Annotated in this window: 34 protein-coding genes; 31 read left to right on the top strand and 3 right to left on the bottom strand. The window is 39.5% G+C overall.

Annotated features, from left to right (window positions below; translation table 11 throughout):
- The first annotated feature begins 64 nt into the window (after positions 1–64).
- From OCU78_RS19160 to OCU78_RS19095, 14 genes are all read left to right on the top strand, one after another.
- Positions 65–409: a hypothetical protein gene (locus tag OCU78_RS19160; protein ID WP_137375587.1), complete on the top strand. Its 345-nt coding sequence runs from the start codon at positions 65–67 to the stop codon at positions 407–409.
- A 211-nt stretch (positions 410–620) separates the two neighbouring features.
- Complete coding sequence (locus tag OCU78_RS19155; protein WP_137375586.1) at positions 621–923, top strand: hypothetical protein; 303 nt, start codon at positions 621–623, stop codon at positions 921–923.
- Positions 924–1,082: 159 nt separating this feature from the next.
- A complete protein-coding gene (locus OCU78_RS19150; RefSeq protein WP_137375585.1) occupies positions 1,083–1,568 on the top strand; it encodes a GNAT family N-acetyltransferase in 486 nt (161 codons plus the stop codon).
- A gap of 106 nt (positions 1,569–1,674) precedes the next feature.
- Positions 1,675–2,334 carry a hypothetical protein gene (locus OCU78_RS19145; protein WP_137375584.1) on the top strand — a complete coding sequence of 220 codons (660 nt, stop codon included), beginning with the start codon at positions 1,675–1,677 and terminating at the stop codon, positions 2,332–2,334.
- A gap of 181 nt (positions 2,335–2,515) precedes the next feature.
- On the top strand, positions 2,516–2,911 hold the full coding sequence (locus OCU78_RS19140; protein WP_137375583.1) for a DUF3465 domain-containing protein: 396 nt from the start codon (positions 2,516–2,518) through the stop codon (positions 2,909–2,911).
- 147 nt (positions 2,912–3,058) lie between these two features.
- Positions 3,059–3,430 (top strand): RidA family protein, encoded by a 372-nt coding sequence (locus tag OCU78_RS19135; RefSeq protein ID WP_137375582.1) that lies wholly within the window; start codon positions 3,059–3,061, stop codon positions 3,428–3,430.
- A 154-nt stretch (positions 3,431–3,584) separates the two neighbouring features.
- Positions 3,585–4,151, top strand: coding sequence for a histidine phosphatase family protein (locus OCU78_RS19130; protein ID WP_137375581.1), 567 nt, complete (start codon positions 3,585–3,587; stop codon positions 4,149–4,151).
- Between the two features lie 123 nt (positions 4,152–4,274).
- Positions 4,275–4,583: an ATP synthase subunit B family protein gene (locus OCU78_RS19125; protein WP_137375580.1), complete on the top strand. Its 309-nt coding sequence runs from the start codon at positions 4,275–4,277 to the stop codon at positions 4,581–4,583.
- A 149-nt stretch (positions 4,584–4,732) separates the two neighbouring features.
- Complete coding sequence (locus OCU78_RS19120) at positions 4,733–5,179, top strand: GNAT family N-acetyltransferase (protein ID WP_137375579.1); 447 nt, start codon at positions 4,733–4,735, stop codon at positions 5,177–5,179.
- Between the two features lie 160 nt (positions 5,180–5,339).
- Entirely contained in the window at positions 5,340–5,783 is a 444-nt protein-coding gene (locus OCU78_RS19115; RefSeq protein ID WP_137375578.1) for a GNAT family N-acetyltransferase, read from the top strand.
- A gap of 244 nt (positions 5,784–6,027) precedes the next feature.
- Positions 6,028–7,206 (top strand): site-specific integrase, encoded by a 1,179-nt coding sequence (locus OCU78_RS19110; RefSeq protein WP_137375577.1) that lies wholly within the window; start codon positions 6,028–6,030, stop codon positions 7,204–7,206.
- A gap of 76 nt (positions 7,207–7,282) precedes the next feature.
- Complete coding sequence (locus OCU78_RS19105; protein WP_137375576.1) at positions 7,283–8,236, top strand: hypothetical protein; 954 nt, start codon at positions 7,283–7,285, stop codon at positions 8,234–8,236.
- A gap of 88 nt (positions 8,237–8,324) precedes the next feature.
- On the top strand, positions 8,325–8,567 hold the full coding sequence (locus tag OCU78_RS19100) for a helix-turn-helix transcriptional regulator (RefSeq protein ID WP_046224721.1): 243 nt from the start codon (positions 8,325–8,327) through the stop codon (positions 8,565–8,567).
- Positions 8,560–9,801 carry a VapE domain-containing protein gene (locus OCU78_RS19095; RefSeq protein WP_137375575.1) on the top strand — a complete coding sequence of 414 codons (1,242 nt, stop codon included), beginning with the start codon at positions 8,560–8,562 and terminating at the stop codon, positions 9,799–9,801. Before OCU78_RS19100 ends, OCU78_RS19095 begins: the two co-directional genes overlap by 8 nt.
- Before the next feature lie 362 nt (positions 9,802–10,163).
- Here the strand turns inward: OCU78_RS19095 and OCU78_RS19090 are convergent, their stop codons facing one another.
- Genes OCU78_RS19090 through OCU78_RS19080 form a run of 3 tightly spaced genes read right to left on the bottom strand, consistent with a single transcriptional unit; the run spans position 10,164 to position 13,460 of the window.
- A complete protein-coding gene (locus OCU78_RS19090; RefSeq protein WP_137375574.1) occupies positions 10,164–10,901 on the bottom strand; it encodes a retron system putative HNH endonuclease in 738 nt (245 codons plus the stop codon).
- Positions 10,898–12,535: a retron Ec78 anti-phage system effector ATPase PtuA gene (gene ptuA, locus OCU78_RS19085; RefSeq protein ID WP_137375573.1), complete on the bottom strand. Its 1,638-nt coding sequence runs from the start codon at positions 12,533–12,535 to the stop codon at positions 10,898–10,900. The genes OCU78_RS19090 and ptuA overlap by 4 nt, the downstream gene beginning before the upstream one ends.
- Positions 12,522–13,460 carry a retron St85 family RNA-directed DNA polymerase gene (locus tag OCU78_RS19080; protein ID WP_137375572.1) on the bottom strand — a complete coding sequence of 313 codons (939 nt, stop codon included), beginning with the start codon at positions 13,458–13,460 and terminating at the stop codon, positions 12,522–12,524. The genes ptuA and OCU78_RS19080 overlap by 14 nt, the downstream gene beginning before the upstream one ends.
- 860 nt (positions 13,461–14,320) lie before the next feature.
- Between OCU78_RS19080 and OCU78_RS19075 the strand changes: the two genes are divergently transcribed.
- The 17 genes from OCU78_RS19075 (at position 14,321) to OCU78_RS18995 (ending at position 26,161) form a co-directional block, all read left to right on the top strand.
- Positions 14,321–14,980 (top strand): hypothetical protein, encoded by a 660-nt coding sequence (locus tag OCU78_RS19075; protein WP_137375571.1) that lies wholly within the window; start codon positions 14,321–14,323, stop codon positions 14,978–14,980.
- 99 nt (positions 14,981–15,079) lie between these two features.
- Entirely contained in the window at positions 15,080–15,808 is a 729-nt protein-coding gene (locus OCU78_RS19070; protein WP_137375570.1) for a hypothetical protein, read from the top strand.
- 413 nt (positions 15,809–16,221) lie between these two features.
- Positions 16,222–17,466 (top strand): MFS transporter, encoded by a 1,245-nt coding sequence (locus tag OCU78_RS19065; RefSeq protein WP_137375569.1) that lies wholly within the window; start codon positions 16,222–16,224, stop codon positions 17,464–17,466.
- 136 nt (positions 17,467–17,602) lie between these two features.
- The gene (locus OCU78_RS19060) at positions 17,603–17,962 is read left to right on the top strand and encodes a hypothetical protein (protein WP_137375568.1); all 360 of its coding nucleotides are present in this window, start codon (positions 17,603–17,605) and stop codon (positions 17,960–17,962) included.
- Positions 17,963–18,082: 120 nt separating this feature from the next.
- Positions 18,083–18,517 carry a hypothetical protein gene (locus tag OCU78_RS19055; RefSeq protein WP_137375567.1) on the top strand — a complete coding sequence of 145 codons (435 nt, stop codon included), beginning with the start codon at positions 18,083–18,085 and terminating at the stop codon, positions 18,515–18,517.
- Positions 18,518–18,651: 134 nt separating this feature from the next.
- Positions 18,652–19,086 (top strand): GNAT family N-acetyltransferase, encoded by a 435-nt coding sequence (locus OCU78_RS19050; RefSeq protein WP_167494086.1) that lies wholly within the window; start codon positions 18,652–18,654, stop codon positions 19,084–19,086.
- A gap of 149 nt (positions 19,087–19,235) precedes the next feature.
- Positions 19,236–19,562 (top strand): TM2 domain-containing protein, encoded by a 327-nt coding sequence (locus OCU78_RS23025; RefSeq protein WP_137375806.1) that lies wholly within the window; start codon positions 19,236–19,238, stop codon positions 19,560–19,562.
- Positions 19,563–19,714: 152 nt separating this feature from the next.
- Positions 19,715–20,251: a nucleotidyltransferase family protein gene (locus OCU78_RS19045; protein ID WP_137375722.1), complete on the top strand. Its 537-nt coding sequence runs from the start codon at positions 19,715–19,717 to the stop codon at positions 20,249–20,251.
- Between the two features lie 716 nt (positions 20,252–20,967).
- Positions 20,968–21,333, top strand: a complete 366-nt coding sequence (locus OCU78_RS19040) for a VOC family protein (RefSeq protein ID WP_137375723.1) — start codon at positions 20,968–20,970, stop codon at positions 21,331–21,333.
- Between the two features lie 138 nt (positions 21,334–21,471).
- Positions 21,472–21,798 (top strand): immunity protein Imm33 domain-containing protein, encoded by a 327-nt coding sequence (locus tag OCU78_RS19035; protein ID WP_240701804.1) that lies wholly within the window; start codon positions 21,472–21,474, stop codon positions 21,796–21,798.
- A 150-nt stretch (positions 21,799–21,948) separates the two neighbouring features.
- Complete coding sequence (locus OCU78_RS19025) at positions 21,949–22,488, top strand: histidine phosphatase family protein (RefSeq protein ID WP_137375725.1); 540 nt, start codon at positions 21,949–21,951, stop codon at positions 22,486–22,488.
- Between the two features lie 138 nt (positions 22,489–22,626).
- Complete coding sequence (locus OCU78_RS19020; RefSeq protein WP_137375726.1) at positions 22,627–23,031, top strand: hypothetical protein; 405 nt, start codon at positions 22,627–22,629, stop codon at positions 23,029–23,031.
- A gap of 152 nt (positions 23,032–23,183) precedes the next feature.
- Positions 23,184–23,651, top strand: coding sequence for a hypothetical protein (locus OCU78_RS19015; RefSeq protein ID WP_137375727.1), 468 nt, complete (start codon positions 23,184–23,186; stop codon positions 23,649–23,651).
- A gap of 146 nt (positions 23,652–23,797) precedes the next feature.
- Positions 23,798–24,178 (top strand): MmcQ/YjbR family DNA-binding protein, encoded by a 381-nt coding sequence (locus OCU78_RS19010; RefSeq protein ID WP_137375728.1) that lies wholly within the window; start codon positions 23,798–23,800, stop codon positions 24,176–24,178.
- Positions 24,179–24,326: 148 nt separating this feature from the next.
- Positions 24,327–24,872, top strand: coding sequence for a GNAT family N-acetyltransferase (locus tag OCU78_RS19005; protein WP_137375729.1), 546 nt, complete (start codon positions 24,327–24,329; stop codon positions 24,870–24,872).
- Between the two features lie 116 nt (positions 24,873–24,988).
- Positions 24,989–25,624 carry a LysE family translocator gene (locus tag OCU78_RS19000; RefSeq protein WP_137375730.1) on the top strand — a complete coding sequence of 212 codons (636 nt, stop codon included), beginning with the start codon at positions 24,989–24,991 and terminating at the stop codon, positions 25,622–25,624.
- A gap of 129 nt (positions 25,625–25,753) precedes the next feature.
- Positions 25,754–26,161 carry a GFA family protein gene (locus tag OCU78_RS18995; protein ID WP_261856038.1) on the top strand — a complete coding sequence of 136 codons (408 nt, stop codon included), beginning with the start codon at positions 25,754–25,756 and terminating at the stop codon, positions 26,159–26,161.
- The last annotated feature ends 519 nt before the right edge of the window (positions 26,162–26,680 follow it).

Below are 26,680 nucleotides of genomic sequence, written 5' to 3'. Positions count from 1 at the left end.
TTAGCTGTATCTTTAAATCCAACGACCACTTAAAATGTGTATTTAATTGAATATGGAGGAAATAGTGATTTATTTTATGGGTTTCTTAATGGGCTATTTTTCAGGAACCAATTTCCTTGTACAGCAAGAGATTCAAACAGAAGGGTATGGGTATTCAAATCCAATCTTTGGTTTCTTATCTTCAATTGGAAGTTTAGGGGGAGCTTTACTCCTGACACTTGCTTTGTATTTTATAGGTGTTGGTGAAGAGAGCGGCGTCCTTGAAGGTATCTATTTTATGTTAGCCGCTTTTGTTGGCATGTTTATGTCGGGTTATTATGAAATTCGCAGATTTAATTATCTATTTAGTGCATTAACCATATTTATAAACATTAGTTTAGTATTCAAAGTGTATTTATTAACACTGTGATTCTAAGTGAAAATGACGCTAATAATTTCAGCTAGTGAGTGTAATAAATACAGCTAACAAGCAATTTAAGCAGACTGTCAACGCTTGGCATTCTCAACTCGGTTTAGCTTCAGTGATTAAGGTGGTAAATTTGAGTGTATTGGTAGCGTTGTCAGCTACTTAATTGGGCGTTATGAGGGCAAGGCAGCATATCGGTATCGTTAGAGGAAGTATGAGCACAGTAGTTAAGTTTCTGATTTTATACTTAGTTCCAGTAATTTCTTTTTCTGGGATTATTGGCTCTTATATGTTGGTTTACGGTGAGAGTGTGGGTCATCCTATAATAAGCCTTGTTGTACTGTTCGTGATATCAGGATTTCTCGTTTCTTCCTATCTCAGTGTAAAGCTAGTTTCTCAATTTTCAGGTGAGAAATTAATCTATTCAGGTATCTTTTTTACAGTATTAGGTTGGCTGTTAGGGGGAGTTCCTGTAATTATTTGTCTTATGCTCTTTAAAGGTTTGTTCAACCCCTAAACGAACTATAGTGCCCACATAACAAAGCGTTTAAGACAGATTCCCAACGCTCGGCATTCTCAGTTCAAGTAGAGTTTTGGTGTTACGGTGCAATGGTTTAGGTTCGGTGGTAGCGTTGCTCACTACTTAACGCGGCGTTATGTTCTCGGGAGGGATTTCATGATTAGAGAAATCACAAAATTAGATTTTGAGTCATTTTGGTCAACATTTTCTATGGTGATCCAAGCTCAAGAAACTTACGCGTTTGAACCAAATATGACACTGGAAGATGCTTATTCCTTGTGGTGTGAAATGCCATTAAAAGCTTATGTGTTTGTTGAAAATGACGTTGTTCTCGGTACTTATTACATTAAGCCAAATGCTATGGGTCCAAGTAGTCATATTTGTAACTGTGGCTATATGGTATCAAGTGAAGCTAGAGGCAAAGGAATTGCTCGCCTTATGTGTGAGCACTCACAAAAGAAAGCAGTTGAATTTGGCTTTGATGCTATGCAATTTAATAGTGTAGTGTCGACTAATAAAGTAGCGGTTATGCTTTGGGAAAAGCTCGGTTTCTCAATTATTGGCACAATACCCAAGGCATACAATCATGGTCAGCTAGGATTGGTTGATAGCTATATCATGTACAAATGGCTACGAACATAACAAGCAATTTAAGCAGACTGTCAACGCTTGGCATTTTTAGCTCGGTTTAGCTTCAGTGATTTAGGTGGTAAGTTTAAGTCTATTGGTAGCGTTGTCAGCTGCTTAATTGGGCGTTAGCATTTTAGGAGGAAGTATTCAGTTTCTATCATTTATAGCCCCATTGGTCTTTGTATCGGTTCTTGTGTTTAAGGCAAGATTTTCGGTATATCACAATACTCTCGACAATGGTGCTTTCACTTATGTTTCAGCTTTCCTAGCTGTTACTTTAACAGCATTTTTATATATCTATAAAATGAAAAGAGATAAACGTGCCGAAAACATAATTGTGGAACATAGAAAATATGGAAAACCCCAAGTCAGCAACTTGTTTATGACCATTTGGGTCATTCCACTTTTTATCTTTATAAGAATCGGTATGTCAATTTCTAATGAAAATTATCTGAGTGACGAAGTAGTAAAAATCAATTATACGGTTACTTGTAAAGGTGAGCGTTCAGTTAAAGGTGGAACAATAAAATACCTATGTATAAACGACGGCGAAAGAGATCTTACATATGATTTACACACCAGAGGATCTCATTATTTTTCAGTAGGAGAAGAAATTTTTGCCACAGCACGAAGAGGTTATTGGGGGTATTTAGTTATTCAAGAGCTTTATAAAAAGAAAGCCAGGAAGTCTAAGAAAACTCAGAAAGAATTAGATATACAAACAGCCATTTGTGAAGGGCTGTCTTCATTAGAATGTACCTTGTACTTTTCGCCCTAGAGAAAGGAGTTAAATTATAGTTTGTGGATATCAAATGCTAACAAGCAATTTAAGCCGACTGTCAACGCTTGGCATTTTCGACTCGGTTTAGCTTCAGTGATTTAGGTGGTAAGTTTGAGTGCATTGGTAGCGTTGTCAGCTACTTAATTGGGCGTTATGTGAATTCAAGGGATTTGAGTATATGAAGAAGTTTTTAGTAATACTTGTGGCTGCTTTGTGCCTGATGTCAGTTGGTACTCAAGCCAATGATCACAAATTGAAAAAGGCATACGAAAATAAACAAAGTGATCTTCAGGTTCAAGGCTCAGGTACTGTAATTCGTTTATTACCTGATGATAATGATGGAAGTCGACATCAAAAATTCATCCTAAGACTGGATAGTAAGCAAACCTTACTTGTTGCTCATAATATCGATCTTGCACCTAGGGTTCCTAACCTAAGAGTCGGCGATCGAGTCCAATTTTACGGTGAGTATGAATGGAATAAAAAGGGAGGTGTCATGCATTGGACACACCACGATCCTAAGAATAGACACCCGCATGGTTGGTTAAAGCGCAACGGTAAAAAGTACGAGTAAAAATTCACATAACAAGCAATTTAAGCAGACTGTCAACGCTCGGCATTTTCAACTCGGTTTAGCTTCAATGATTTCGGTGGTAAATTTGAGTGTATTGGTAGCGTTGTCAGCTACTTAATTGGGCGTTATGTTCTAGAGAGAAATCAAGTGGTTGAAAGGGTTACTTATGAAAGCTTGCCTCAAATAGCAGGACCTTATGTCCATGCAACAAAACACAACGAAACGTTATATATATCTGGGCTTACAGCTTATGGCACAGATGCTCAACCCCTTAATCTGACAGAGCAGACTAAAGAGGTTCTCTATCAGATTACAGAAGTTCTTAGGTTAGAAAATCGTTTGAAAAGTGATTTGGTGAAACTCACAATCTCTGTTCGTGACATATCAATGCTGGCCAGTATCCGAGAGCTACTATTTAACTTTTATGAAGACCATTTACCAGCCTGCTCTTTGGTTGAAGTTTCCAAATTAATTCATCCGGATTTACAAGTGGAAATTGAGGCTGTCGTAGCGCTGTAAGCACGAACATAACAAGCAATTTAAGCAGACTGCCAACGCTTGGCATTTTCAGTTCGGTTTAGCTTCAGTGATTTAGGTGGTAAGTTTGAGTGTATTGGTAGCGTTGTCAGCTACTTAATTGGGCGTTATGTTTATCAACGAAAAAGGAGGTTCGGTGAGAATCACGTTAGTTAGACGTGGTAAGCCGATAGCTAGTTCAAACCCTCGGGTTACGGCTGCTGGTTTTGCAAAATGGGTTCGCGCCTATAATCGTTCATTTGTTTGCTCGGACAGTCTTCCGCCTCAAGAACTACAAGACAAATTCCACAACAGCTATACATTTTCTAGTGACCTGAATCGTTCTATCCACTCTGCGGAAATCTGTTTGGGAAAAGGAGCAGATGTAGTGTTAGGTGACTTGAGAGAGATGGACATTCCCAGGTTAAAGTTACCTTTTTCGATGAAAGTTAACAGTTGGTTAGTAATCGCAAGGTTGTGTTGGCTTGTAGGAATATCGGCTAATAGTGAACCTTACAAAGTCGGTCGTAAGCGTATTATTGCAGCAGTAGACCTTATTATGGTTAAAGCCTTAGAGCATAAAGACGTTGCTATTTTTGGGCATGGTATATCGAATCGGCTTATTGCCAAAGAGTTGAGGCGACGTGGTTGGACTGTAAAATGTTCGAGCAAAGGTTTTTGGGGGCAAACGGAGCTTATAAACATAACAAGCAATTCAAGCTGATTCGCAACGCTTGGCAATTGTAGTTTGAATCAACTTTAGTGTTTACGGCGCTAAGGTCAGGTTCAGTGGTAGCGTTGCTCACAACTTAATTGGGCGTTATGTTAACAAGAGGAAATAACTAGAGTGATTTGGATTTTTGATCGGAAAGAAACGGAAAATGAAATAATAATTGTGCAAAAGCCATATTTCTATTACTTGGTTTTTGGCGCATATATTTCTTATTTTGCTGAAAGTAAATTGACAGGTTATGACATTTTAGCGGTTATTTCTGGATTTCTTTGGTTTGCCTTTATTCTGTTTATGCTAATTAATTTGAAAAGTATATTTGTTAATCGACGAGAAATATCTAGGCATATGAAATCAGGTCAAGTGGTGATATCTGGCTCAAGACTTAGTATTAAAAAGCCTGTTACTTATACAATTCCAAAGTAGCGTGTAAATTAACATAACAAGCAATTTAAGCAGACTGCCAACGCTTGGCATTTTCAACTCGATTTGGCTTCAGTGATTTTGGTGGTAGGTTTGAGTGTATAGGTAGCGTTGTCAGCTACTTAATTGGGCGTTATGTGCTTGGAGGGAAAATGCAATTTATCGAAGTCAAAAGTAGCCAAATTCCGCTAGATTTGCTGCTCGAAGCAGATCCTTCTGAAGCGAGTATTTCATCATATTTAGCTGAATCATGGTGCTTTGCTGCGCTAGATAATGAGCGTATTTTGGCGGCATGTATAGTGAAGCCAGAAACCCAAAACCTTGCTGAAATCTTCAATGTTTCTGTATATCCCGAGTTACAAGGTCAAGGAATTGGCTCTCAATTGCTCAAGTCAGTTCTGTCTCAGCTATCAAGTAAGGGAATCACTCGTGTTGAATTGGGTACAGGTACCTTTGGTTATCAACTGACTTATTATCAGCGCCTTGGTTTTCGCGTTGACTCGATCATCAAGGATCACTTTTTACTGAATTACCCAGAACCAATCTATGAAAATGGTATTCAACATAAAGACATGCTGAGATTGTACGCACAGATTTAGCACGCACATAACAAAGCGTTTAAGGCGGATTCCCAACGCTTGGCGGCTTCAGTTCAAAGATATGCATCAGTGTTTATGGCATAATGTCTTGAGTACAGTGGTAGCGTTGCTCACCACTTAACGCGGCGTTATGCGTAATCGATGGACTACGGAGTATTAGATGGAAGTAGTAGAAGCGGAAAAATCGGATTTAGATTCATTCTTTGCGTATCTTGAAAATCAGTTGTCTGAAAATGGTAATGGAGAAGTTCCTCTTTTCCAGACAATGCCCAGAGAGCAAAGTGAAATTCCAGAAGCAACAAAAGATAAGTTTATCCAAGGTTTTTCCCATCACTTTGGCGTTTTAGGTTGGAGAAAGCTCTGGGTTGTAAAAGACACCTCTGGAAGTATCAAAGGTCACATTGATGCGGTTATAAATTTCTGCCAAGAAAAAGCCGAAATTGACTGGCTTGATCTTTGTGTACTATCAGAGAATTTCCCAGCAAAGAACCTCTACCTAAAAGCAGGGTTCGATGTTGTTGGAGAGTTCAAAGACCAATATAGAATCGACGGTTTGTCAGTCTCGGAAACAGCAATGACAAAGTACGTCAAAAATTACGCATAACAAAGCATTTAAGAGTGATTCGCAACGCTTGGCAGTTTCGCTTCGCTCAAGTATAGCCAAGCGCCGCTCACACCTTAATGCTGCGTTTTGGTAATGTAACGTAATGAACGACTATGAACTGAAATGATAAATTAACCGAATAAATACAATTAGATAGCTATGATTGGTTGGTTCATGGTTGTTCTCTGTAATGCCTCAAGTTACAATTTTTCTGCTACATATTTGCTACACTAAGGATTGTGTTATGGCATTAAAGCAGAAGATCACCAACAACTCGATTAAGAATCTAACCATTGAAGATAAGCGTCTGAACGATACTGAAGTCAGTGGGTTTCATGCGCGTATCTCCCCTAAAGGTACGGTGAAGTATTACCTGTACTATCGAATTAACGGTAAGCAGCGAAACTACTTTTTAGGCGCGGCTAATTCTTTAACACCCGCTCAAGCTAGAGATTTAGCTAAAGAGAAATCTGGACAAGTCGCCAGTGGGGAAGACGTACAAGAAAGCCGTCATGAAGCTAAAAAGTTAGAAGCGCGTGAGGGACTGACGTTAGCCCATTTTCTCGATGAGCATTACCGAGACTATTTGATTGCTCTAAACCCTCGTACGGCTAACCAGTCATTTAATTCAATCAAGAATACGTTTGCTCACTTAGGTGAAAAGCGCCTGTCTGATATTACCGCTCGCGACATTCAAGAGTGGTACACCCACAAGCGTAAACAAGGTCGAGCACCCGCCACAATGAGCCGTACATTCATGTCGTTCAAAGCGGCACTCACAAGAGCGGTTGAATGGGAACTACTAGACTCTCATTCACTGGATAAAGTGAAACTGGTCACTGAGGACAATACCCGTGTGCGTTATCTATCCAGTGAAGAAGAAAGTGCCTTACTTATTGCCCTTGATGAACGTAACGACAGGCTAAGAGCGCCTAGTAGTGAAAAGCTATATTCAGACTTTGTTAAGCCGCTTGTAATCACTGCTATAAACACTGGTGCTCGTAAAAGTGAGTTACTGAGTTTATCTTGGGAAGATGTGTCGTTTGAGAATCGTTATCTGACTGTAAAAGCTGAAAATGCTAAGTCTAAGAAAACTAGGCGTATCCCACTCAATGACACCGTGTTTAACCTCCTTAGTCAGTGGCGAGCGCAAAACCCCAATCAAGTTTACGTATTTACACTCAATCACCGAGACTCTGCACCTCTGATTCAATACCCATGGCAGTGCTTACTGAAAGCGGCTGACATCTCAAACTTTCGGTTTCACGATTTGCGCCACCACTTTGCGAGTAAGCTTGTGACGAACGGTGTGGATTTGAATACAGTTCGCGAGTTGTTAGGGCATTCTGATTTAAAAATGACCCTTAGATATGCTCACTTAGCCCCAGAGCATAAAGCAGCGGCTGTGAACCTCATCGGATAGTGAGTGCGTTTTACTATGTCGCCACCACCAAATCAGTAAGCTAACGATTCACTAGGTTACGAGTACTGATTTACTGATGGACGATAACAGGGACTACATACACTTAAACGAACTGGAAAAGTTAACGTCACTCACCAAGGAACAGGTGTTTGATGCGGTTGAGCGAGGGGCGTTTAGGCTTCACGCTAAAATTGACTCTCCAAATGCGGCGGCAGTCGATAGCGATAACGTATTGCTTTATAGCTTGCATGTACGGGGCTTCATCGAGTTAACCAAAAAGCAATCTCTACAGGTTTTAGTGGGTAAAAGCCAGTTAACACGGTTTGAAGCCTTACCAACACTGGCTTACTCCAAACTGAGACTCATTACTCATACTTTCCCGAATGCGGTTAAAGGTCAGTTTAATGGAATCCACGAACAGCGTTTAAGCGCAAAGAATATGGCTTTCATCGTGCCAAAACTGGCTGCGGTGTACCCAGAGCAAGAAAGCATGATGCAGATTGCTAAGAACAAAACCAGTCAGGGACAGGTATCAAGCCTCGTTGGGCTATTGTCGGCTTTCACTGAAACCATCAGCGAAAGTACCAAACAATTATCGTCTGTACCTATAGGCTTACAAGCCAGTGATATCAGGCTTTGCACAAACAATTTAAGCCAGAGTTTTAACCGAACATGGCCAGAGTTAAGCCGTAACGATAACCAGCTATCTAACCACACTAAGCCAGCTACCCATTCAACGCCAAACCAATCAGAGCAAGGCTTAAAGCCAAACATCGAAACCAATCCTGTAAAGATGATACAACAGCGAATACTCACCCTTTATCCTCAAGCCAAAGCAAGAGAGGTTTGGAACCTTATTCGTGAAGACGTTCGAACGGAGACGTATCAATTTGATGTGGACGTGATAGTTGATGGGATAGACAACGAAAGGCTATACATCAGTAAACAAATGAACAGTGCTAATGAGGGGATGACCTTTAAACGGTTTCAAAACATGCTGTCAGAAGTGAGAAAAGCCCTGCGAGAATAAATGCTCCCGCCAATCCTCCCGTCTTTTTTCCCGTGAATGATTTCAAGGTTTTCATAGTACCTCCACGAACAATGAAGGTACTTAAAGTATGGAAAACCAAGAACAAAACAAACGCGCTTACACAGAGCAAGAAACCTCGACTTACATCGGTATGAGCCGTTCATTTCTGCGTCAAGCTCGTATGGAAGGGCAACGCAAAAACAGAACAGACGCACCACCTTTCATTAAGATTGGTCGCGCTGTTCGTTATCTCAAAGAAGATTTAGACCGGTGGCTAGACAATCACACTAAGCGAGACCATTTATCACAAGAGGAGTGCTTCCATGCTTAAAGAACCAGAGTTTCCTCATGTGAAATACACCGAGTCCGGTAAAACCATTGTGCTGAATACGGCTGATAATCTTAAGGCTTTGCTGAAAAGTTCAGGGTATGAAGCCAAGCTTAATAAGATGACCCTAGAGCCTGATATATTTAAAGGTAAGGAGTGCATGGGCTCACCTGATACGGTCAGAAGTGAGCTGATTTCAGTTGCGTCTATCCATTCATTACCTAAGCCTGCCATTGATGATCATTTTAACGCCGTTGCTTTAGAAAATAGCTATCACCCTATCAACGATTGGTTATCAGGTGAGTGGGACGGACAGCCAAGAGTGGACTCGGTGTTAAATTGCTTAGGCGCTAAGAACCCACAATTGGCAAGAATGGTATTGCTACACTGGTTAGTGGGCTGTGTAGCATGTTTGCTTGTGCCTAATTTCAAATCAAAACTCGTTCCAGTGCTGCAAGGCGAACAGTCTTTTAAGAAGACGGCTTTTGTTGAGCGTATCGCTAACGTGATGCCAAGTGCCTTCTTAGAAGGGGCAGAGCTAAACCCTGATAACAAAGACAGCGTCTTATCGGTGATACGTTCTTGGATAGTCGAACTAGGGGAGCTAGAGCGTTCTACCAAGAACTGCCAAGGCGCACTCAAAGCGTTCGTCACACGCGCTCAAGATACGGTGCGTCCACCTTATGCGAGAAGTGATATCAAAAAGTCACGACAAACCAATCTAATAGCTACGGTTAACGGTACGGACTTCCTAAAAGATGAAACAGGCAACTCACGTTACGCGGTCATTGAACTGGTGGCTGAAACCAATATGGACAAGCTTAACGAGCTACTAGGGTGGGATTATCAAATGACGGGTGAGCTGACGCTAGCAGAGCCGGAGAAACTGCGCCAATTCTGGTTAGAAGTGAAACATCGATTCTTAGTACAAAAACACCCTTGGATGCTTTCATCTGACGCTCAAGCCTTGGTATCAAAAGAATCGGCTAAGTACGAGGATAAAGGGACTTGGTACAACATGCTTAACGACCAATTAGAAACCTGTCATGGCAAGGCTAGAGAATGGCTAACGACTAAACAAATCTGTGACTTACTCAAAGTTGATGCATCTAAAGGTAATGTGATTGGTAAAGCCTTAAACCAACTACACAAAGAAGAAAAACTAGAGCGCAAAATGCTTAATGGTTCAAATCGCTACTGCTTTCCTACCGTCACTCCCCACACTTCATTTCTGTAAGTTGCTTTTTCTACCCCACTTACTCCACTTGAACCTCAATTAGGTGGGGTAAGTGGGGTAATTTTTTGAACATTCATTAGCTTAGTGCTATTTAAGCAACCCTGTTATTGATATGAAAATCCATTTAACAGTATGATAATGCTCTAGTTTTATTTAAGAGCTACGCATATTTACCGATAAATATTGGTATCGTTAAGAAGATGCCAAATAAAGATGATTTACCACTGGCTAACAAGTAATGTTCAGTGTGTATGAATGCTGATTACCACTACCAAGATAGGCTTTAGCGAGCATAGGTACTAAGTATACTTGTTTACAAATCCCTTTTTAATCTCAGGGATGAGTGAATAGAACCATAAAGGCTATAGACCTAATTCATTGCAAATTCGCGTGCCAAGTTGCCCCAAAAGTTGTGTTTGAGCTGAATGAAATGGTCGGAGTGTTCCATTTATAGGAGAAAGTTCAATTTCAGCTAAATCTATTAACTCTTGCTTAGAGCTTGCCTTTAAAATTAATTTATCAAGTTCATTAAGCCACGTCCTCCTCAAGTTTACCAATAAAGGCGCGTTCAGATTTAGAATGTAGATTGTTAGACGAGCTTTAGCTTTTTCTCGGTTATTCGGAAGCATTTCATTAGGCACTACTTTTCCGTTGCTTTCATAGTGAAAGTAGTTACGGCAGTTAGACCATAAGGGGGATACAAATGAAGTATCACTATACTTCTTGAGTTTATGGTGTCCACCAAATACATCTTTACGGACTAGCCCTCGAGCTTTAATATCATCAACCGCAGATATAATTAAGTTTGAGTGAGAAAAAGTAGTAAGCGGGTTTCTGCTTTTTGGATCGACATGTTCGAGATGTGCCCCCAAAAACTTGCTGATCTCATTGTTTTGCTTGTCTAGTATAGGATATAGATTGTCTATACTTATTTCACTGTACCCACAGAGCCCATATTGTTCGTTATAACATAACTTAGATGTTCGGGATTTTCTCCTGAATCGATCCCAAGCTTTAGTTGCTTGGCTAGGTGTTGTTGGTGGGTTAATATTTTTTGAGGCTAGGTAGCGATCAGCTACTCCTTTTTTAATCGCTCTCACCCTAGCAACTCCCTTCTCCTTACAACCATATCTAATCGAACTAGTTCCTCGTGCGAACTACCAAGAGCTTCAATTAATTCCTTTCGAAGTTGCTTCGAATCATTAGATTGATAATTACCCTGTTCAACAATTTTTCTATATTTTTCTAGTTTTGATGTCTCGGGAAAGCTAGTTGAAACATCGACATGCATTATAGTTTCAAGGACATCAGAAGGAGAACGAGCATAGCTCTGAGCTAATGGAGACACTGCTACGTCAATGCCTTCGATGTTAGTCCCTAAAGTTCGAATATTCTGACTTTTAACACCGGATAAAACTATAGGGCTATGTGTTGTAACGATAAATTGAATATTAGGAAAGGTCGATGTGAGTTTGTATAGAATATTTTTTTGCCATTCGGGATGTAAATGTAGTTCTACTTCATCAATTAATATAATGCCTTGTCCATTCAACTTATTTGTTAATGTTGGATTTAAGCTCATTAGTCTTCTAGCAATGTCAGCGATTAAGGCTATGTATACTTGTTGCCCTTTCGACGCTTGAGATATGTTGATGTTGACGCCTTCATTCACTATTCGGACTTCTGCTCTGCCAGATGAACGATCAACAAAAAGGTCCGAAACACTAGGAACGGCTGATGTTATGGCATCTTTAACATATTGAATACTTGAAGATATGTTTTTTTTGTTAGATTGTGATAGTTTCTTACTTAATTCATTCTCATCATTTCGTTTAGTTTCTAAAATAGCATGTAGAGGCGATGAATCATCCGTAACAATACTCTCTAAGGCAGATATTTCTGCTCGAATTTTTGTTAAAGATGCTATTTCTTTATCATCTGATAAGTTGTCTGAATATATAAACCATTTAAGGAAGTCGTTAACATTACCGGTACCATCTAAAACAGATTTATCGATAACATCGAATCTAGATTCTTGTTCTCCGCTTGATACTTTCTCTAGATCAAATGTAAGGTTTGACTTTATGTATGAGCGATCTACTGAATAATATGCAAGTAGCGGGATGTCGATTTCTTTCTTCGTCAACGTTCTCATTCGACTGTTGACAACTCTAAAGAGATTTGAAAGATTCCGATATTCTTCCAGTTTACTTGATTTAGCAGACTCGAGTCCTTTGGCTGGACGAACTAAAGCCCCTTTATATGTAGTGTGCTCACCCAAACCAAAAGTAGTGTTTACTTCTGAATTGGTTAGTTCACCAATAGTTACATCATAGTCATCTAGAGTGCGACCGTTCCTTCCTTGAAAAACAATTCGAGCATTAATCCACGAAAATGTGCGAGCTATCGCTTCTAAAATTGTAGTTTTTCCAGAACCATTTCCACCTATGAATACAGTGATATCTTCTTCAAATCGTATTGGTAAATGAGTAAATTTCCTAAAATAGAATAATTCAATATCTTTTAACGTGATTCGATTTCTAGGACATTCAATTTTTTCTTCAGAAAATGAAAGAGCGGTAGCGCATTGCTTAAAATACTTAACCGCCTTATGTGGATCTACGTTTACACCTTCGCCACTTTCAAAGTCTTGAAATAACTGGAATGACGATGAAATGTTTCCATTATTCGCATTATTTTCTAGATGTCTAATGCTTCGATTAATTTTGCTCATTTATCCCTCTTACGATATTTTCTATAATATTTGTCGAATATTTATTTTCCAATGATGTGATAAATTGGGGTTCTATATGCATTGAAAAGGTCAATAAACCTCTTAAGTGGTTGAAATCTGAGCTTTTTAATTTGTTTAATATATATTGGTGAACTAAATGTTTAATATATCTTTTCCGTGAACGTCCAATTGACAGCTTCCCTTCGGGTGTAATTGTAATACCAGTTACATGCTTGTTGTGTGCTTGTGAGGAGAAAACAGTTTTTTGGTTATTGATTTCTATCTGCCCTTCGTAAAGTTGCCTTAATAGGTTTGAAATGACACCTGGTAAGGTTTTGAGTAGGTCAGGAGTATCAGTTGAAAAAGTCAGGTCATCGGCATATCTGGTAAAGAAGATACTACGTTCAATACAGTAGTGGGTCAGGATGCTATCAAACTGAAAAAGACAAAAATTAGAAATCATAGGTGAACTTGGTGCACCAACGCTTAAAATCAATCGTTCTCTTTCATGTATGTTGGGGGCCCAAAAAAGTATATTTTCAATTATCTTCTTGTCAAAGTATGAAGATTTAGGGAAATGTTGGTTCCAAACATTCCAGAAAAGAACAGGAGTAATTGAATTGAAAAAGTTTTCAAAATCCATTTTTAATAGATATTTATTAGATTTATGAAAGCTAGCATTATCCTTGATACTCACCCCTTCCTTGTAAGCCATAGCATTAGTATGGATTGGGAAGTTGTGGAGTTTGATAAACGACTTTTGGAGTTTTTTTAAATCTTTAGATGGATGAGCAATGATTCGTCTACCATGTGTCCTTTTGGGTATTGAATAGACTTTATATTTTAATGGACCTGATGCAGTGATGCTTAAAATGTGAGACTCAGAAACTCCTAGTTCTATGGATAGCCTCTGTAACAAATTCATACTTCCCCTCAAATTTTAAAAGAGCCCTAAGAAATAAGCACTTAGGGCTCTTGCTCTTTACTTAAGGGTGCGTTGTAGATGCATCCCAAATGAGGAACGAGTTTGGGATGCGTTTACAACGCATGCAAACCCGTTCAATAAGTTAGAGTCTGGCTAAACACCCGACTATATTAAAACGCTAAAGAGCTGATTGGATTTTATGTCAAGTGAAGATGAATCTCAATGTTAGTCTGTGTTTAGAGGACTAATACTTTGAAAAACAAGAGTAAGAAGCGTCGATTAGACATGACAACCGCATGAGCACAAGGTTAAGAGGTAAACATAGTCAAGGGTATAAGATTTAAAGGCTCGGTAGATTTTACTTTTATAAACGGACTTATGTGTGTGTTTGAAAAAATGATGAATTTATGAAAAGTAGTGTATTAGTTGTTAAAGTTTCAAAATGTTTTTATTTAATCTGACTAAAACGGTTTAGGTCTATACGTCTAAATTGTTTATGTCCAGCTCCAATATACAAGTACCAGGCATACAAGTGTCGGAGTACAAAATAGTTTGGTCAGATCCAATAAATGTTGATCAATTTTTGTCATGAGAGGTTGAGGGCTAGATGACTGCCCAGCACACAATGGTGGCTTTATAAAATAACAAGTTGCAACCTGAAGAAATATAAAACATTTTGACAATCAACTATGCATTGGATATCTTATCCAGCGGCTATATGGCAGCCAGCCCACTCCAAAGGCAAACTCCAATATTGGAACCATGAACATATCTATCGTTTTAGCTGATCTTATTTTGATAAGCGGAATGACTGATGATTAGGAGTGAATCTAAAGGTTAATCCGTGTAGGAATAAGACCATGACTAAAATTGCCCGACCATCCATTTCTAAAGTAAAATCTCGTGCTAAAGCTATCAAAAAAGAGAAGAAAATCGGTCACATGAAAGCACTTGAAGTTGCCGCTCAAGAGACTGGTTACCCATCTTTCCATGCTTTAGACACCTACCTGAAAAGACTCAAACAAAACGAGTTTAGCGCTACCATCAATCCGTTTAACCCTGACCTGCAAAGTTCCTTACTTGTAGTGTTCAACGATGATTTGGAGCTTTTTGACTACAAAGAGGTTGAAGGTGATTTCATCACGACTAGAAAGAGCTTCCAAGAGGAATACTTAAACAAAGGCTTCGCTGAACGTATCGGTGCACGTTTGCTCACAGTAGATGAATTACAACAACGTGGTCTAATCGCTCCCGGCGGGTCGGAGAATGGCGACAAAGACTATCTGCATGATTGGGGCTATATCTGCATTGAGTTTGTCAGAGAGAAAGATAACCCGTGGACAATCGAAGATGCTGAGAAGCTTGTGATTGAACAAGTGGAGAGCGAGATTGGGCGCAATTACCGAGAGTTCTTCTATCTAGACGGCGAGCTAATTAACAATCATATTTCCAGAGCGTGGGACGCTGAATGGGATAATTACGTGGACGTTGATTACCATCCTGCAATAGATGGCTATTAAATGAATCGTAACTCCCAAAGATAACAGTCACTGGCCACAAATATGGACAAAATAATTGTGGCTGTTGATGTTCCACCAATACCAGAAATGGAATGAAGTATGAGCACTACCGCTAATAAGTTTGTTTTGGACCCAACACTTCCTATTGATCAGAAGTATTCAGTAAAGGCAAGAAAGTTTCTACAAAGGGAATGCGTTGAAAACCTCAAGAAGATACACATCAAAGAGAAGGGCGAAAAGAACCTCAGAAAGCAGGTAAAGAATCTATTTCAAGATAAAACAATGTCAGGCTTCTACATCGATGAGAAAACCATCTATGGCATGATTGTCCTGTTCGATGAAAGCTCCCTGAAGTTCGCTGGTGCATACATAGCCAGGGTCAATGGCGTGTTGTCCATCTATGACAGCAATATTAGGTTTTCGGTCCACTCCGTTGAGAGACTAATCCTACGGCTACAAATGAAAAACCCAAGGCTGGGGATTGCTAAAGCCATTCACTCAGTGACAAAGTATCTTTTCTGCCCTGAGAAAGACTTCGCCATCAACATTGAAGAAAAGTGGAGAACTCCAGGATTGAATGAGGTGGACATTGCCAAGCCATATTTGGGTGACAATGATGAGTTACTTGGTATGTTTTTCCTTACATCCATTAGTAATTTAAACTGTACCAGAGTTGAGGCTGGTGTTATTAAAACATTTGTTGATACAAACAAACTAAGGGAAGAGCAGTATAGCAAGTGTATAGAAGTTTACGAAGCTCAAAGAAACGCATTTATATCGGGTAAGGCTAATGTTGAGATGAGTAGAATGGACTTGCTTATGAGCTAAGTAACGGTGTGATAGGTCGAGGTAGGAGTTTATACTGGTACTTACTGCATACATACTAGAAAATCAAATTTAGTCTGGAGTTAAACATATCGGGTGACAGCTTTTTCCACTTCCGAGCAAATCGACCACCGCAAATAATGGTGGTCTTTGATGTTTTTGGATACGAAATGTTATCTGAAAGTGGGAGTCTAGCCGATTTAATCTAACTAGCTTCTGTCCAGACATGTGTTAGAAAGAGTTTTTTTGGTTGTAAGAACATAGAACTATAAAGCTACACATTTGCTACATAGTGCCCTGATTTTAGGTGAGTAGCCATATTTAAAGTGTTGAATTTTAAGTGTTAAATTTATTGTTAAGTTCGCCTTAATGCGGCGTTATGAATATACGTATCATTACAATATTTTAGGAGTTTCATGTTCCAGAAATTTTCATCCGCAATTTCGATTTATCGAGGTTTGCCAGCGAATATTTATTATCTAGCTGTAGCTAGAATGATCTTAGGTATGGGTAATTTTATTATTCCATTTCTCGTTTTACTATTAACAGATAAGTTAGGTTACTCAGCAACAGTCGCGGGCTCTTTAGCTATGGGGGTTACTGGAACTTATCTATTAGGTAGCTTTATTGGTGGTAAATTATCTGATGTTTTAGGGCATAAGCGAGTCATGGTATTTGGAGAATTTTCCGGTGCTTTATTGCTTATTTGGTGTGGCTTCTTTCCTGATAATACTTTTTTAGTACCAGCGTTTTTATTTGGTGCATATTTCTTTATTGGTTTGGCATTACCGGCAAGTAACGCTTTAGTCGCAGATTTATCTAATAAGAATAATCGCGACGCAGTCATGTCGCTGAGCTATCTTGCCTATAATTTTGGATCAGCTCTAGGTCCAATTATGGCTGGGTATTTGTTTTGGAGCCACACAGAATGGATATTCTTTGGTAATGGCTTTGCTGCATTACTTGGTGTTGTGATTGTGGCTATGTTTATTAAGGCACAGCCAGAAATTGACCACACAACTGATAATGAGTTAGAAATGCCCGTTTCTGGTTCTGTCTGGGCAGTATTGTGGTCAAGACCTAGACTCTTATTCTTTACATTCCTTTGTGGGTTGTTGTGGTATTCATTAAACCAAATGACAATGGCAAGTCCATTATATTTAAGCCATATATTTGGTGAAAAAGGTCCAATTGTATTTGGTCAACTGATGACTTATGCGTGTGTAATTGTTGTGCTTATTACGCCAGTTTTAATGAAAATTACGTCAGGTAAAGCTGAAACAATTAGTTTGGCATATGCCGGGTTTATGTTTGCTTTTGGCTACGCACTAGTCATGTTTTTTCCTAGTATTCCCATACACTTTATAGCTTGGCTATTTCTATCAGCAGGTGAGGTTCTCTTATTGACGAAAGAAGGCATATATTTAGCTAATAACTCACCTTCTAGTCACCGAGGGCGTATTCAGGGAGTTCTAGTTACACTACGAAGCGTTTTAGTTATGCCAAGTTTTATCGTGGTCGGTTATCTTATTGACAGCTATGGCTACAGTTTTACTTGGTCTAGTATCATTGCAATTTCAATTGCCGCTTCTATTGGACTCTACCTAATGACAATTCGAAATAAGCATGGTTCTACAGCCGCCATTGAAAAATATTCATAACAAGCAATTTAAGCAGACTGTCAACGCTTGGCATTTTCAGTTCTGTTTAGGTTTAGTGATTTCGGTATTCAGTTTGAGTGTATTGGTAGCGTTGTCAGCTACTTAATTGGGCGTTAGAATTCTTAAGGAGTCATGTATGTGGGAACATTGTACGTTAAATCTAAATTCATCAAATCCAATTCATAAAACAACGATGCTTATATTTAAAGGCGAGTTGAAAGGCTGGGAATATGACTGCTACATACATTACTTCACAACAAATGGAGAAGTGAAATATGAAAATCTTGCAGACCTTGGAGAAGCTTTAGATTACAACCCATTTAATAGAGGGTTTGCCAAATTAACTTCTGATGGTTGGGAGTTGGTTTCAATACAGCATGCAAACTTAGTTATTGGCATATGGGGTGGTTCAAATTATAAAACAAGTACAGAGCGAGAATGGAACTCTCTTTCTAATAGAAATAAGGTTGCTTATTTTAAGAGGAAAGTTGAGTAGTTGACAAATTCTAACAAGGCACTTAAACGTAACTAAAACAGTGGGTTACGTTTCGCTTCGCTACACATTATAACCCATTATTTTAGTCCGCTTAGTGCGGCGTTAGGCGTAGGGAGATTTATGATCAAGTGGGAAATATTTAAAGAATTGGATTTTCCATGTTCTGATATCTCATATAAATGGGAATCAGAGCGTTGTGCTCGGTTAACTGTAATTCTGCATTTTTCCAGAGTCACTGGAGGTTACGCTAAGGATCTTGAGCTGACTTTTGAAAATCCGATCGCCTTGAAGTGGGAAGATGAATCATATGGACTCATTGATTTACCAGAAACACTTCCGAAGTGCTGTTCAGAAAAATTCATGAGCTGGACTTACCCTACGTTGATAGTTTCTAACTCACAATGGGCTGATTTGTATGCAGCAAGAACACACACTAAAGAAGATTATAAAAACCATAAGGTAATGCACTTTGTCTTCATATCTATGAACGATCTTGTCCATGTGTTATCGAATGAAAAACCTAGTACAAGATTAATCGAGTCAACAGACGCCTAACAAGGCGTTTAAGACAGATTCCCAACGCTCGGCATTTTCGGTTTGATTTAACTTTAGTGTTTACTGCACAATATTTTAAGTACAGTGGTGGCGTTGCTCACTACTTAACGCGGCGTTATGTGCTTAGAAGGAAAATGGCATTGATTAGAGAAATGGATATCTCGGATTACTCTCAAGTTATTGAGCTTTGGTCTGAAACAGAAGCTATGTTGCTGCGTGATTCAGACTCTAGAGAAAACATAGGTAAATACTTAGAACGTAACCCCAATCTCAGCTTTGTCGCTGTAGATGGTGACACTATTGTTGGTGCAATTTTAGTTGGTACAGATGGTCGTCGAGGCTACGTACAACATTTGGCTGTAAACGCGAATTGTCGAGGCAAAGGCATTGGTGCCAAACTCATATCCTCAGCGGTCGATGCATTATCGAAAATTGGTATAGCTAAAACTCACTTATTTGTTGCCAATGAAAACCTGAATGCTCAATATTGCTATGAAAAACTAGGTTGGTTTCCACGTGATGAAGTACGTATGTTTTCTTTTAACTCGTCTTGCAGTGGTAATGTTTAGTACGCACATAACAAAGCATTTAAGAGTGATTCGCAACGCTTGGCAGTTTCGCTTCGCTCAAGTATAGCCAAGCGTCGCTCACACCTTAATGCGGCGTTAGGTATCCGAGTTTATGGATAAACAAATACTTTAAGGATAATGAGTAAAATATGAATGTTTTTTGTCGAAATTGTGGTCAGTCAATACCAGAGACTGCCAATGTATGTGGCACTTGTAATCATAAACAAGAGTTCATGTCTTCCAGAGATACGACATGTCGAAATTCAGATGGTGTGGTAGCCTTTTTTGTCTGTTTACTCTTCGGTTGGTTAGGTATTCATAGGTTTGTGTATGGAAAAATTGGCACTGGTATATTGATGTTTTTGACCGGAGGTGGCTTTGGCATTTGGTGGATTGTAGACACCATTCGGATTGGAGTTTGCAACAATTTTACTGACTCTAAAGGAAGGGCGTTGAGTCTTATTCATAGCAACTAGTGCTCGCTCGCAATATACCTAACAAGCAATTTAAGCAGACTGCCAACGCTTGGCATTTTCAACTCGGTTTAGCTTTGTGATTACGGTGATAAATTTGAGAGTATTGGTAGCGTTGTCAGCTACTTAATTGGGCGTTATGGCGCAGGTCGAAAATGAACAAAATCGTAGAATTAATCAAGCAAGACTCAACTAGGGTAAAGGCCTTAAATTGTGTTGCACAACTGGGTTTGCCCCAGTGCTTTATAGCCGCAGGCTTTGTTCGTAATCTGGTTTGGGATTCATTACACAACTTCGAAAAGCCGACACGACTGAACGATGTGGATGTTATCTATTTTGTTCCTGATGAATTACATTCTGAATCTTACTTGTTATATCAAGCACAACTTAATAGTTGGATGCCTGAACTTAATTGGCAAGTACGTAATCAAGCCGTGATGCATGAGCGTAATGGTGATGCTCCATATACGAGTTCATTGGATGCAATGAGTTACTGGCCAGAAAAAGAAACAGCGATTGCCATCCGAAAAGTAGGTCCAAACCAATATGAATGTATTTCGTCATTTGGGTTTGAATCTTTGTTTAATTACTGCGTCACACATAATTCCAAAAGGTCACTAGAAACATTTGAACAACGGGTAAGTCAAAAAGGTTGGCTGGTCAGGTGGCCATCATTGAGAATTGCGCCATAACAAGCAATTTAAGCAGACTGCCAACGCTTGGCATTTTCAACTCGGTTTAGCTTCAGTGATTTAGATGGTAAATTTGAGTTTATTGGTAGCGTTGTCAGCTACTTAATTGGGCGTTAGTTTGCAAAGGTAGAAAAGCGTTTTGGTCAAAGAGCCTAGTCTGGTTTCTATGCTTTACACCGGTACGCTTTTCGAAAATTGTGCAACCAAATCTCATCGCGCGTGGGTTGTCTTTCAGCTCTTTGAGTCCAACGTTATTCATTTCTCCGCATCCGTAACTTTGGTTGCTTAGTGTATCTCGTGCTGCTTCTTTTTCTCTGTGAGTTGGTCGAAGAAAGGTTGGTTTGTTGCACTTGGTTGTCAGGTTGGTCGAATGAATCCTTTGTCAGCCAAAGTACTTCAAACTGTGGTCGTGCAGCGCATGTCGCTTCTTAGCCAAGTGCGTTTTGTTGTCTTGGTTAGAGTTCTGTAGTTTTCAATTTTACATTGTCGTTCAAAACCAGTATTTTTGTAACTAATTCAGCACCTTGGCACTAAATTTTGGCTGCATCATGTAAGCAAACTAACAAAGCGTTTAAGACAGATTCCCAACACTTGGCATTTTCAGTTTGGGTCAGCTTTAGTGTTTAAGGTGGCAAGGTTTTAGGTAGGGTGGTGGCGTTGCTCACTACTTAACGCGGCGTTAGGCTACAAGCATTCGCTATAAAACGGAGATGGAAATGGAAAACCTGAACACTGTAGAAATAAAGTCTTTTGTTCCCGCTAAAGACTTTGAATGCTCTAAGCGCTTTTATCAGATTATTGGCTTTGATATGGCATCTGAGTTTGAAGGTATCGCATATTTTAAATCTGGTTCTTGCTCTTTCTTGCTCCAAGATTTCTATGAACCGGTTCACAGCAACAATTTCATGATGCACCTTTTAGTCGAAGATGCCCAAAGTTGGTATGAACATATCCTAAAGCTGAATTTAGACAAAGAGTTTGGTGTAAAGGTCACGGCACTTGTTGAGCAGCCGTGGGGAATGTTTGAGTTTTGTATAACAGACCCTAGCGGTGTGTTATGGCGCATTGCCGAGAATAAGTAACCTAACAAGCAATTCAAGCAGACTGCCAACGCTTGGCATTTTTAATTCGGTTTAGCTTCAGTGATTTAGGTGATAAATTTGAGTGTATTAGTAGCGTTGTCAGCTACTTAATTGGGCGTTATGCGTCAGGAGGAAGAGTTGGATAATCAGTTTAAAGATTTAGCAAAGGAACATCCGGAAGCCGATAGCAAACTAGGAATTGCACTTTCTACCTTAAGTCAGATTCCTATTAATGGTATGAGAGTCGCTCCCGAAAATGGTACTAATGGTTGGTATATCTGGTGCGGTGAAGAGTTATCTTCAAACGCAGACTTCTTTGACCCGCTACATGTTGAGCATATAGCTAAATACCTACCTCAAGTGCAAGCTTATCTTGGTTTGCCTCCTGGCTACCGCTTCCTAATAGATAACAATGGCTACGAAGATATCTGGTATGACAGCAGCTTGTTGGAAGGAAACGCATAACAAACTGTTTAAGAGTGATTCGCAACGCGTGGCATTTTTACTATGCGTTGGTTTTAGTGTTTAAGGTGGTATGCGGTAGCATCGGTATTGCGTTGCTCACACCTTAACAGGGCGTTAGCCCAATGCGGTAAAAATGGAGATTTAGTACAAATGGAAATTGTATTTGTAAGGCATGGTGTGCCTGACTATTCGTTATCTGACGAGCGAAAAATGACCCAACTAGAAAAAGATTATGCCCCTTTAAATAGAGACTACATTCATGAATTGCACGAGGTTGTTAAAGACATTCAACTGGAAAAAGCAGAAGTAATCATATCTTCCCCGTATACAAGAGCGCTCCAAACTGCTGAAATTATTAATCGTAAACTAGGTTTAGATCTCTTTGTTGAACATGATTTACGAGAGTGGCGGGCAGACTTAGATGGTGGTTACGTAGAACTTTCAGAAAGAGATCGCCGTTGGCATGATCATCGTACTTCACTGAAACATAATGCGGAGGCTGGTAATGTTCCGTATGAGTCCTGGGATGCACTTAAAAGCCGTGCAGAAAATGTGTTGTCTAGATACACGAATTACTCAAAGGTAATCGTGGTATCTCATTTCAATGTGTTCGAAAGTTTGGCTGGTTATCAAGATAACGGCATTGGGTGTGGAAGCTATCGTTCTCTAACGTTGGAAAAATTGGGCTAACAAGCAATTTAAGCAGACTGCCAACGCTTGGCATTTTCAACTCGGTTTAGCTTCAGTGATTTCGGTGGTAGATTTAAGTGTATTGGTAGCGTTGTCAGCTACTTAATTGGGCGTTAGCCCTTAAAATAGGATTTAAAATTGTTTGAATTTCATATAAAAAGAACGAAGTTTTTGCTGGTATTACAGGGAATAGCTTTAATCGGGGTTTCGTTGATATCATTTGCTGTACTTTCCCAAATGTCTCAGTTTCCTTTTTCGGATTTACTACTTGTATTATTACCTATTTTGTTGATTGTTAGCCTTAATATTGCCAGTTTTTACGGTCTTTTTAAGAAGCAGTTATGGTCACTTAAATTGATCATGGGACTTTATTTTGTACAACTAATAGGCATTGAACCCCCTGATTTCTCATTTGCACTGTCTACGGGAGTTAAACTCCCGATAAGCGTTACATTCAACGAATTGACTGTAACGTTAAATATACTAGCTGCTTTAGTTCTTTGGGTTTCTTATTCAAGCCTCAAGTCGTTAAAACAGGGCTAACAAGCAATTTAAGCTGACAGCCAACGCGTGGCATTTTCAGTTCCAAATGGTTTGGGTGTAATCGGTGCGTTGCTTTAGGTTCAGGTTTGCGTTGGTCTGCAACTTAATTGGGCGTTAGCACTCAATCCATGTGTTCAAATTTAGGGGTAATAATGAGTAAATTTAACGATCTGAAACAAGTGTTATTTGATGAATATGAGGGCTTTTCTGATAAGCGGCTAAAAGATACCTCAAGGGGTTCCACTTTTATAATCGACGATCGTACGGATGGAGATATTGGAGCCAAGAAACAATTATATAGCTACTTTTGTAAGATGTTCGCAGTCGTAGAGTCTAAGGAACAAATAACGATAAGAATGACGGGAAATGTACCGAAGAGCAGTAGTGTTACAAATTGGATGAATGATAATGATCACGACTACTCTGAAGATATTTTTAATAGCCTAACATTTAAAATTCACCCTCATGATTGTGATAAATTAAAGTCATTAGCCAAGGCAATAAAGAGCATTGTAAAGCCGGGAGCTAAATACGACACTCCTAATTATAAGTATGTATGCCCTAGGACGTCTGATTCGTTATTAAGATTACACCGTTTATTGAGCAAAACTTGGCAATAGAGTGCTAACAATAAATTTAGGAGTGATTCACAACGCTGGGCGCTTTCACTTCAAGCCAGTTTAGTGTTTATGGCACAATGCTTTAGGTGAGGCGTTAGCGTTGTTCACACCTTAATTTGGCGTTATGAGCTAATAGGGAAATCAGCATGAATTACGAAGAATTTAACCATTTTTTCGGCTCTTTTGCTGGAACGAGTCACGTCGCTCAATGGGGTAATTCCGATGTATGGAAGGTTGGTGGTAAAGTCTTTGCCATAGGTGGTTGGAGCGATGGTTCCCAAGCTGCATTCACGTTTAAAACCTCCAACTTAAACTTCGACTTTCTAAGAGATTGTGAAGGTTATAAACCGGCTCCATATTTTGCTAGTCGTGGAATGAAGTGGATACAGCAGGTTGAGACTTCAGGCAAATTAGACGATGACCTAAAGTACTATTTATCGGAATCATACCGAATTGTCGCGAGTGGTCTAATTAAGCGCAAACAGCAAGAATTGGGCATAGAGCACCTAGCTGAACCACGCTCATAACAAAGCGTTTAAGACGGATTCCCAACGCTTGGCATTTTCGGCTTACTTTGAGTTAAGTGTTTATGTCACAATGGTTTAGGTAGGGTGGTTGGCGTTGCTCACCACTTAACGCGGCGTTATGCGTAATCGATGGACTACGGAGTATTAGATGGAAGTAGTAGAAGCGGAAAAATCGGATTTAGATTCATTCTTTGCGTATCTTGAAAATCAGCTGTCTGAAAATGGTAATGGAGAAGTTCCTCTTTTCCAGCCAATGTCCAGAGAGCAAAGTGAAATTCCAGAAGCAACAAAAGATAAGTTTATCCAAGGTTTTTCCCATCACTTTGGCGTTTTAGGTTGGAGAAAGCTCTGGGTTGTAAAAGACACCTCTGGAAGTATCAAAGGTCACATTGATCTTCGCCACCATGGTGATGATAACCGTTCTCATCGAGTTCTACTTGGTATGGGCGTAGATGTTTCCTGCCGGAAGCAAGGTATTGGTCAACGACTCATTGATGCGGTTATAAATTTCTGCCAAGAAAAAGCCGAAATTGACTGGCTTGATCTTTGTGTACTATCAGAGAATTTCCCAGCAAAGAACCTCTACTTAAAAGCAGGGTTCGATGTTGTTGGAGAGTTCAAAGATCAATATAGAATCGACGGTTTGTCAGTCTCGGAAACAGCAATGACAAAGTACGTCAAAAATTACGCATAACAAAGCATTTAAGAGTGATTCGCAACGCTTGGCAGTTTCGCTTCGCTCAAGTATAGCCAAGCGTCGCTCACACCTTAATGCGGCGTTATATTATTTTTTGAGTAAAGGAGTATTCAATGAATATAGAAACTTGGGCTTTGTTTTCAATTGCCTATCTTGTTACGACGTTGTCTCCAGGACCTAATGTAATACTGGTCCTTAAAAATAGCGTTCAGTATGGGTGGAAATCAGCTCTCATCACAATCTTTGGTAATCTGTGTTGTCAATTAGTCATAATTGCTTTGGTTGCTTTTGGTATCGGTGAGTTACTCGTTAGATTGCCAGCTTGGTTTGTTGTAATGAAACTTTTTGGTGGGGCGTACCTCATCTATCTTGGAGTTAAGAGTTTATGTTCGGTAAGGTCTTTTACTCTTCCGTCGGGGGAGTATGACAAAGGGGCAGTACCTAAATCTACTACAGGTCTATTTGTGGAAGCATTTGTAGTGTCAGCGAGTAACCCTAAAACTATGATTTTTCTTTCCGCTTTCTTACCTCAGTTTCTTGATGTGGCTAAACCTTATGTCGGTCAATTTTCTATTATGTACATAACAATTTGCGCGATAGTGACGATAGTTCATCTGCTCTATTCTTATGGTATATCTTATTTAAGTCGTTGTTTTTCTATATCTAATTTTGAAAGGAAATTGTCTAAAGTTACGGCTGGTTTGTTTATTTCGATGGGCAGTGGTGTATTGTTGAGTTCTAGGGCATAAATATAACAAAGCATTTAAGAGTGATTCGCAACGCTTGCCGTTTTCGCTTTGCTCAAAGTATAGGCAAGCGCTGCTCACACCTTAATGCGGCGTTAGGCGAATAGGCAAAGTTTTAGCTAAGGAGTATAAATGTACAAAGGAAGTTGTTTATGTGGCTCAATCCAGTTGTCATTAAATGGTGGAGTTACCGATATTATTCATTGCCATTGTTCTTTGTGCCGTAAGGCTAGCGGAAGTGCCTATGCCACCAATGGTTTCATTGACGCTGAAGACTTAAAGTTAATTGATAACGATAAGACTCTTACTTTTTATGAAAGCAGTGAGGGTAAGCGTAAGTACTTTTGTCAAACTTGCGGAAGTCCAATCTATAGTTCCAATTCTCAATCTCCGAAAAGGTTTCGCCTTCGTTTAGGTATTTTGGATACCGATATATCGGAACGACCTATTTCTCATAACTTTGTTACTTCAAAGGCAAATTGGGATGACTTAGATGCTGAATTACCTCGTAGTGAAAAGCACGAAGTTGGGCGAAAGTAGGCGTTGTAAAAAATCGCCTAACAAGCAATTTAAGCAGACTGTCAACGCTTGGCATTTTCAACTCGGTTTAGCTTCAGTGATTAAGGTGTTAAATTTGAGCGTATTAGTAGCGTTTCCAGCTACTTAATTGGGCGTTAGTTTGCAAAAGTAGAAAAGCGTTTTTGGTCAAAGAGCCTAGTCAGGTTTCTACACTTTACACCTGTTCGCTTTTCGAAAGTTGCGCAACCAAATCTCATCGCGCGTAGGGTGTTTTTCGGCTCTTTGAGTGTAGCGTTATTCATTTCTCCGCGTTAGTAACTTTGGTCGCTTAGTGCATCTCGCGCTGCTTCTTTTTCTTGGTGGCTCATTCGCTAATGAATGGCTCTGTCGCACTTGGTTGTCAGGTTCATCGAATGAATTCTTTGCCAGCTAAGGTGCTTCAAACCGTGGTTGTTTATCGCATGTCGCTTCTTAGCCGAACTCGTTTTGTTGGTTGGGTTTGAGTTCCGTAGTTTTCAATTTTACATTGGTGTTCAAAGC

This window comes from Vibrio gallaecicus (assembly GCF_024347495.1).
GTDB classification, from domain to species: domain Bacteria; phylum Pseudomonadota; class Gammaproteobacteria; order Enterobacterales; family Vibrionaceae; genus Vibrio; species Vibrio gallaecicus.
The sequence above is the reverse complement of the archived record's forward strand: the minus strand, read 5'-3'. Positions and strand labels throughout refer to the sequence as shown.

Excerpts from the sequence above, each read along its gene's own strand:
- OCU78_RS19040 (WP_137375723.1), top strand. The coding sequence starts at position 20,968 with ATGGAAAACCTGAACACTGTAGAAATAAAGTCTTTTGTTCCCGCTAAA.
- OCU78_RS18995 (WP_261856038.1), top strand. The coding sequence starts at position 25,754 with ATGTACAAAGGAAGTTGTTTATGTGGCTCAATCCAGTTGTCATTAAAT.
- OCU78_RS19060 (WP_137375568.1), top strand. The coding sequence starts at position 17,603 with ATGTGGGAACATTGTACGTTAAATCTAAATTCATCAAATCCAATTCAT.
- OCU78_RS19100 (WP_046224721.1), top strand. The coding sequence starts at position 8,325 with ATGGAAAACCAAGAACAAAACAAACGCGCTTACACAGAGCAAGAAACC.
- OCU78_RS19070 (WP_137375570.1), top strand. The coding sequence starts at position 15,080 with ATGAGCACTACCGCTAATAAGTTTGTTTTGGACCCAACACTTCCTATT.
- OCU78_RS19055 (WP_137375567.1), top strand. The coding sequence starts at position 18,083 with ATGATCAAGTGGGAAATATTTAAAGAATTGGATTTTCCATGTTCTGAT.
- OCU78_RS19105 (WP_137375576.1), top strand. The coding sequence starts at position 7,283 with ATGGACGATAACAGGGACTACATACACTTAAACGAACTGGAAAAGTTA.
- OCU78_RS23025 (WP_137375806.1), top strand. The coding sequence starts at position 19,236 with ATGAATGTTTTTTGTCGAAATTGTGGTCAGTCAATACCAGAGACTGCC.
- OCU78_RS19025 (WP_137375725.1), top strand. The coding sequence starts at position 21,949 with ATGGAAATTGTATTTGTAAGGCATGGTGTGCCTGACTATTCGTTATCT.
- OCU78_RS19005 (WP_137375729.1), top strand. The coding sequence starts at position 24,327 with ATGGAAGTAGTAGAAGCGGAAAAATCGGATTTAGATTCATTCTTTGCG.
- OCU78_RS19065 (WP_137375569.1), top strand. The coding sequence starts at position 16,222 with ATGTTCCAGAAATTTTCATCCGCAATTTCGATTTATCGAGGTTTGCCA.
- OCU78_RS19045 (WP_137375722.1), top strand. The coding sequence starts at position 19,715 with ATGAACAAAATCGTAGAATTAATCAAGCAAGACTCAACTAGGGTAAAG.
- OCU78_RS19155 (WP_137375586.1), top strand. The coding sequence starts at position 621 with ATGAGCACAGTAGTTAAGTTTCTGATTTTATACTTAGTTCCAGTAATT.
- OCU78_RS19000 (WP_137375730.1), top strand. The coding sequence starts at position 24,989 with ATGAATATAGAAACTTGGGCTTTGTTTTCAATTGCCTATCTTGTTACG.
- OCU78_RS19015 (WP_137375727.1), top strand. The coding sequence starts at position 23,184 with ATGAGTAAATTTAACGATCTGAAACAAGTGTTATTTGATGAATATGAG.
- ptuA (WP_137375573.1), bottom strand. The coding sequence starts at position 12,535 with ATGAGCAAAATTAATCGAAGCATTAGACATCTAGAAAATAATGCGAAT.
- OCU78_RS19120 (WP_137375579.1), top strand. The coding sequence starts at position 4,733 with ATGCAATTTATCGAAGTCAAAAGTAGCCAAATTCCGCTAGATTTGCTG.
- OCU78_RS19050 (WP_167494086.1), top strand. The coding sequence starts at position 18,652 with ATGGCATTGATTAGAGAAATGGATATCTCGGATTACTCTCAAGTTATT.
- OCU78_RS19115 (WP_137375578.1), top strand. The coding sequence starts at position 5,340 with ATGGAAGTAGTAGAAGCGGAAAAATCGGATTTAGATTCATTCTTTGCG.
- OCU78_RS19095 (WP_137375575.1), top strand. The coding sequence starts at position 8,560 with ATGCTTAAAGAACCAGAGTTTCCTCATGTGAAATACACCGAGTCCGGT.
- OCU78_RS19010 (WP_137375728.1), top strand. The coding sequence starts at position 23,798 with ATGAATTACGAAGAATTTAACCATTTTTTCGGCTCTTTTGCTGGAACG.
- OCU78_RS19110 (WP_137375577.1), top strand. The coding sequence starts at position 6,028 with ATGGCATTAAAGCAGAAGATCACCAACAACTCGATTAAGAATCTAACC.
- OCU78_RS19140 (WP_137375583.1), top strand. The coding sequence starts at position 2,516 with ATGAAGAAGTTTTTAGTAATACTTGTGGCTGCTTTGTGCCTGATGTCA.
- OCU78_RS19150 (WP_137375585.1), top strand. The coding sequence starts at position 1,083 with ATGATTAGAGAAATCACAAAATTAGATTTTGAGTCATTTTGGTCAACA.
- OCU78_RS19075 (WP_137375571.1), top strand. The coding sequence starts at position 14,321 with ATGACTAAAATTGCCCGACCATCCATTTCTAAAGTAAAATCTCGTGCT.
- OCU78_RS19080 (WP_137375572.1), bottom strand. The coding sequence starts at position 13,460 with ATGAATTTGTTACAGAGGCTATCCATAGAACTAGGAGTTTCTGAGTCT.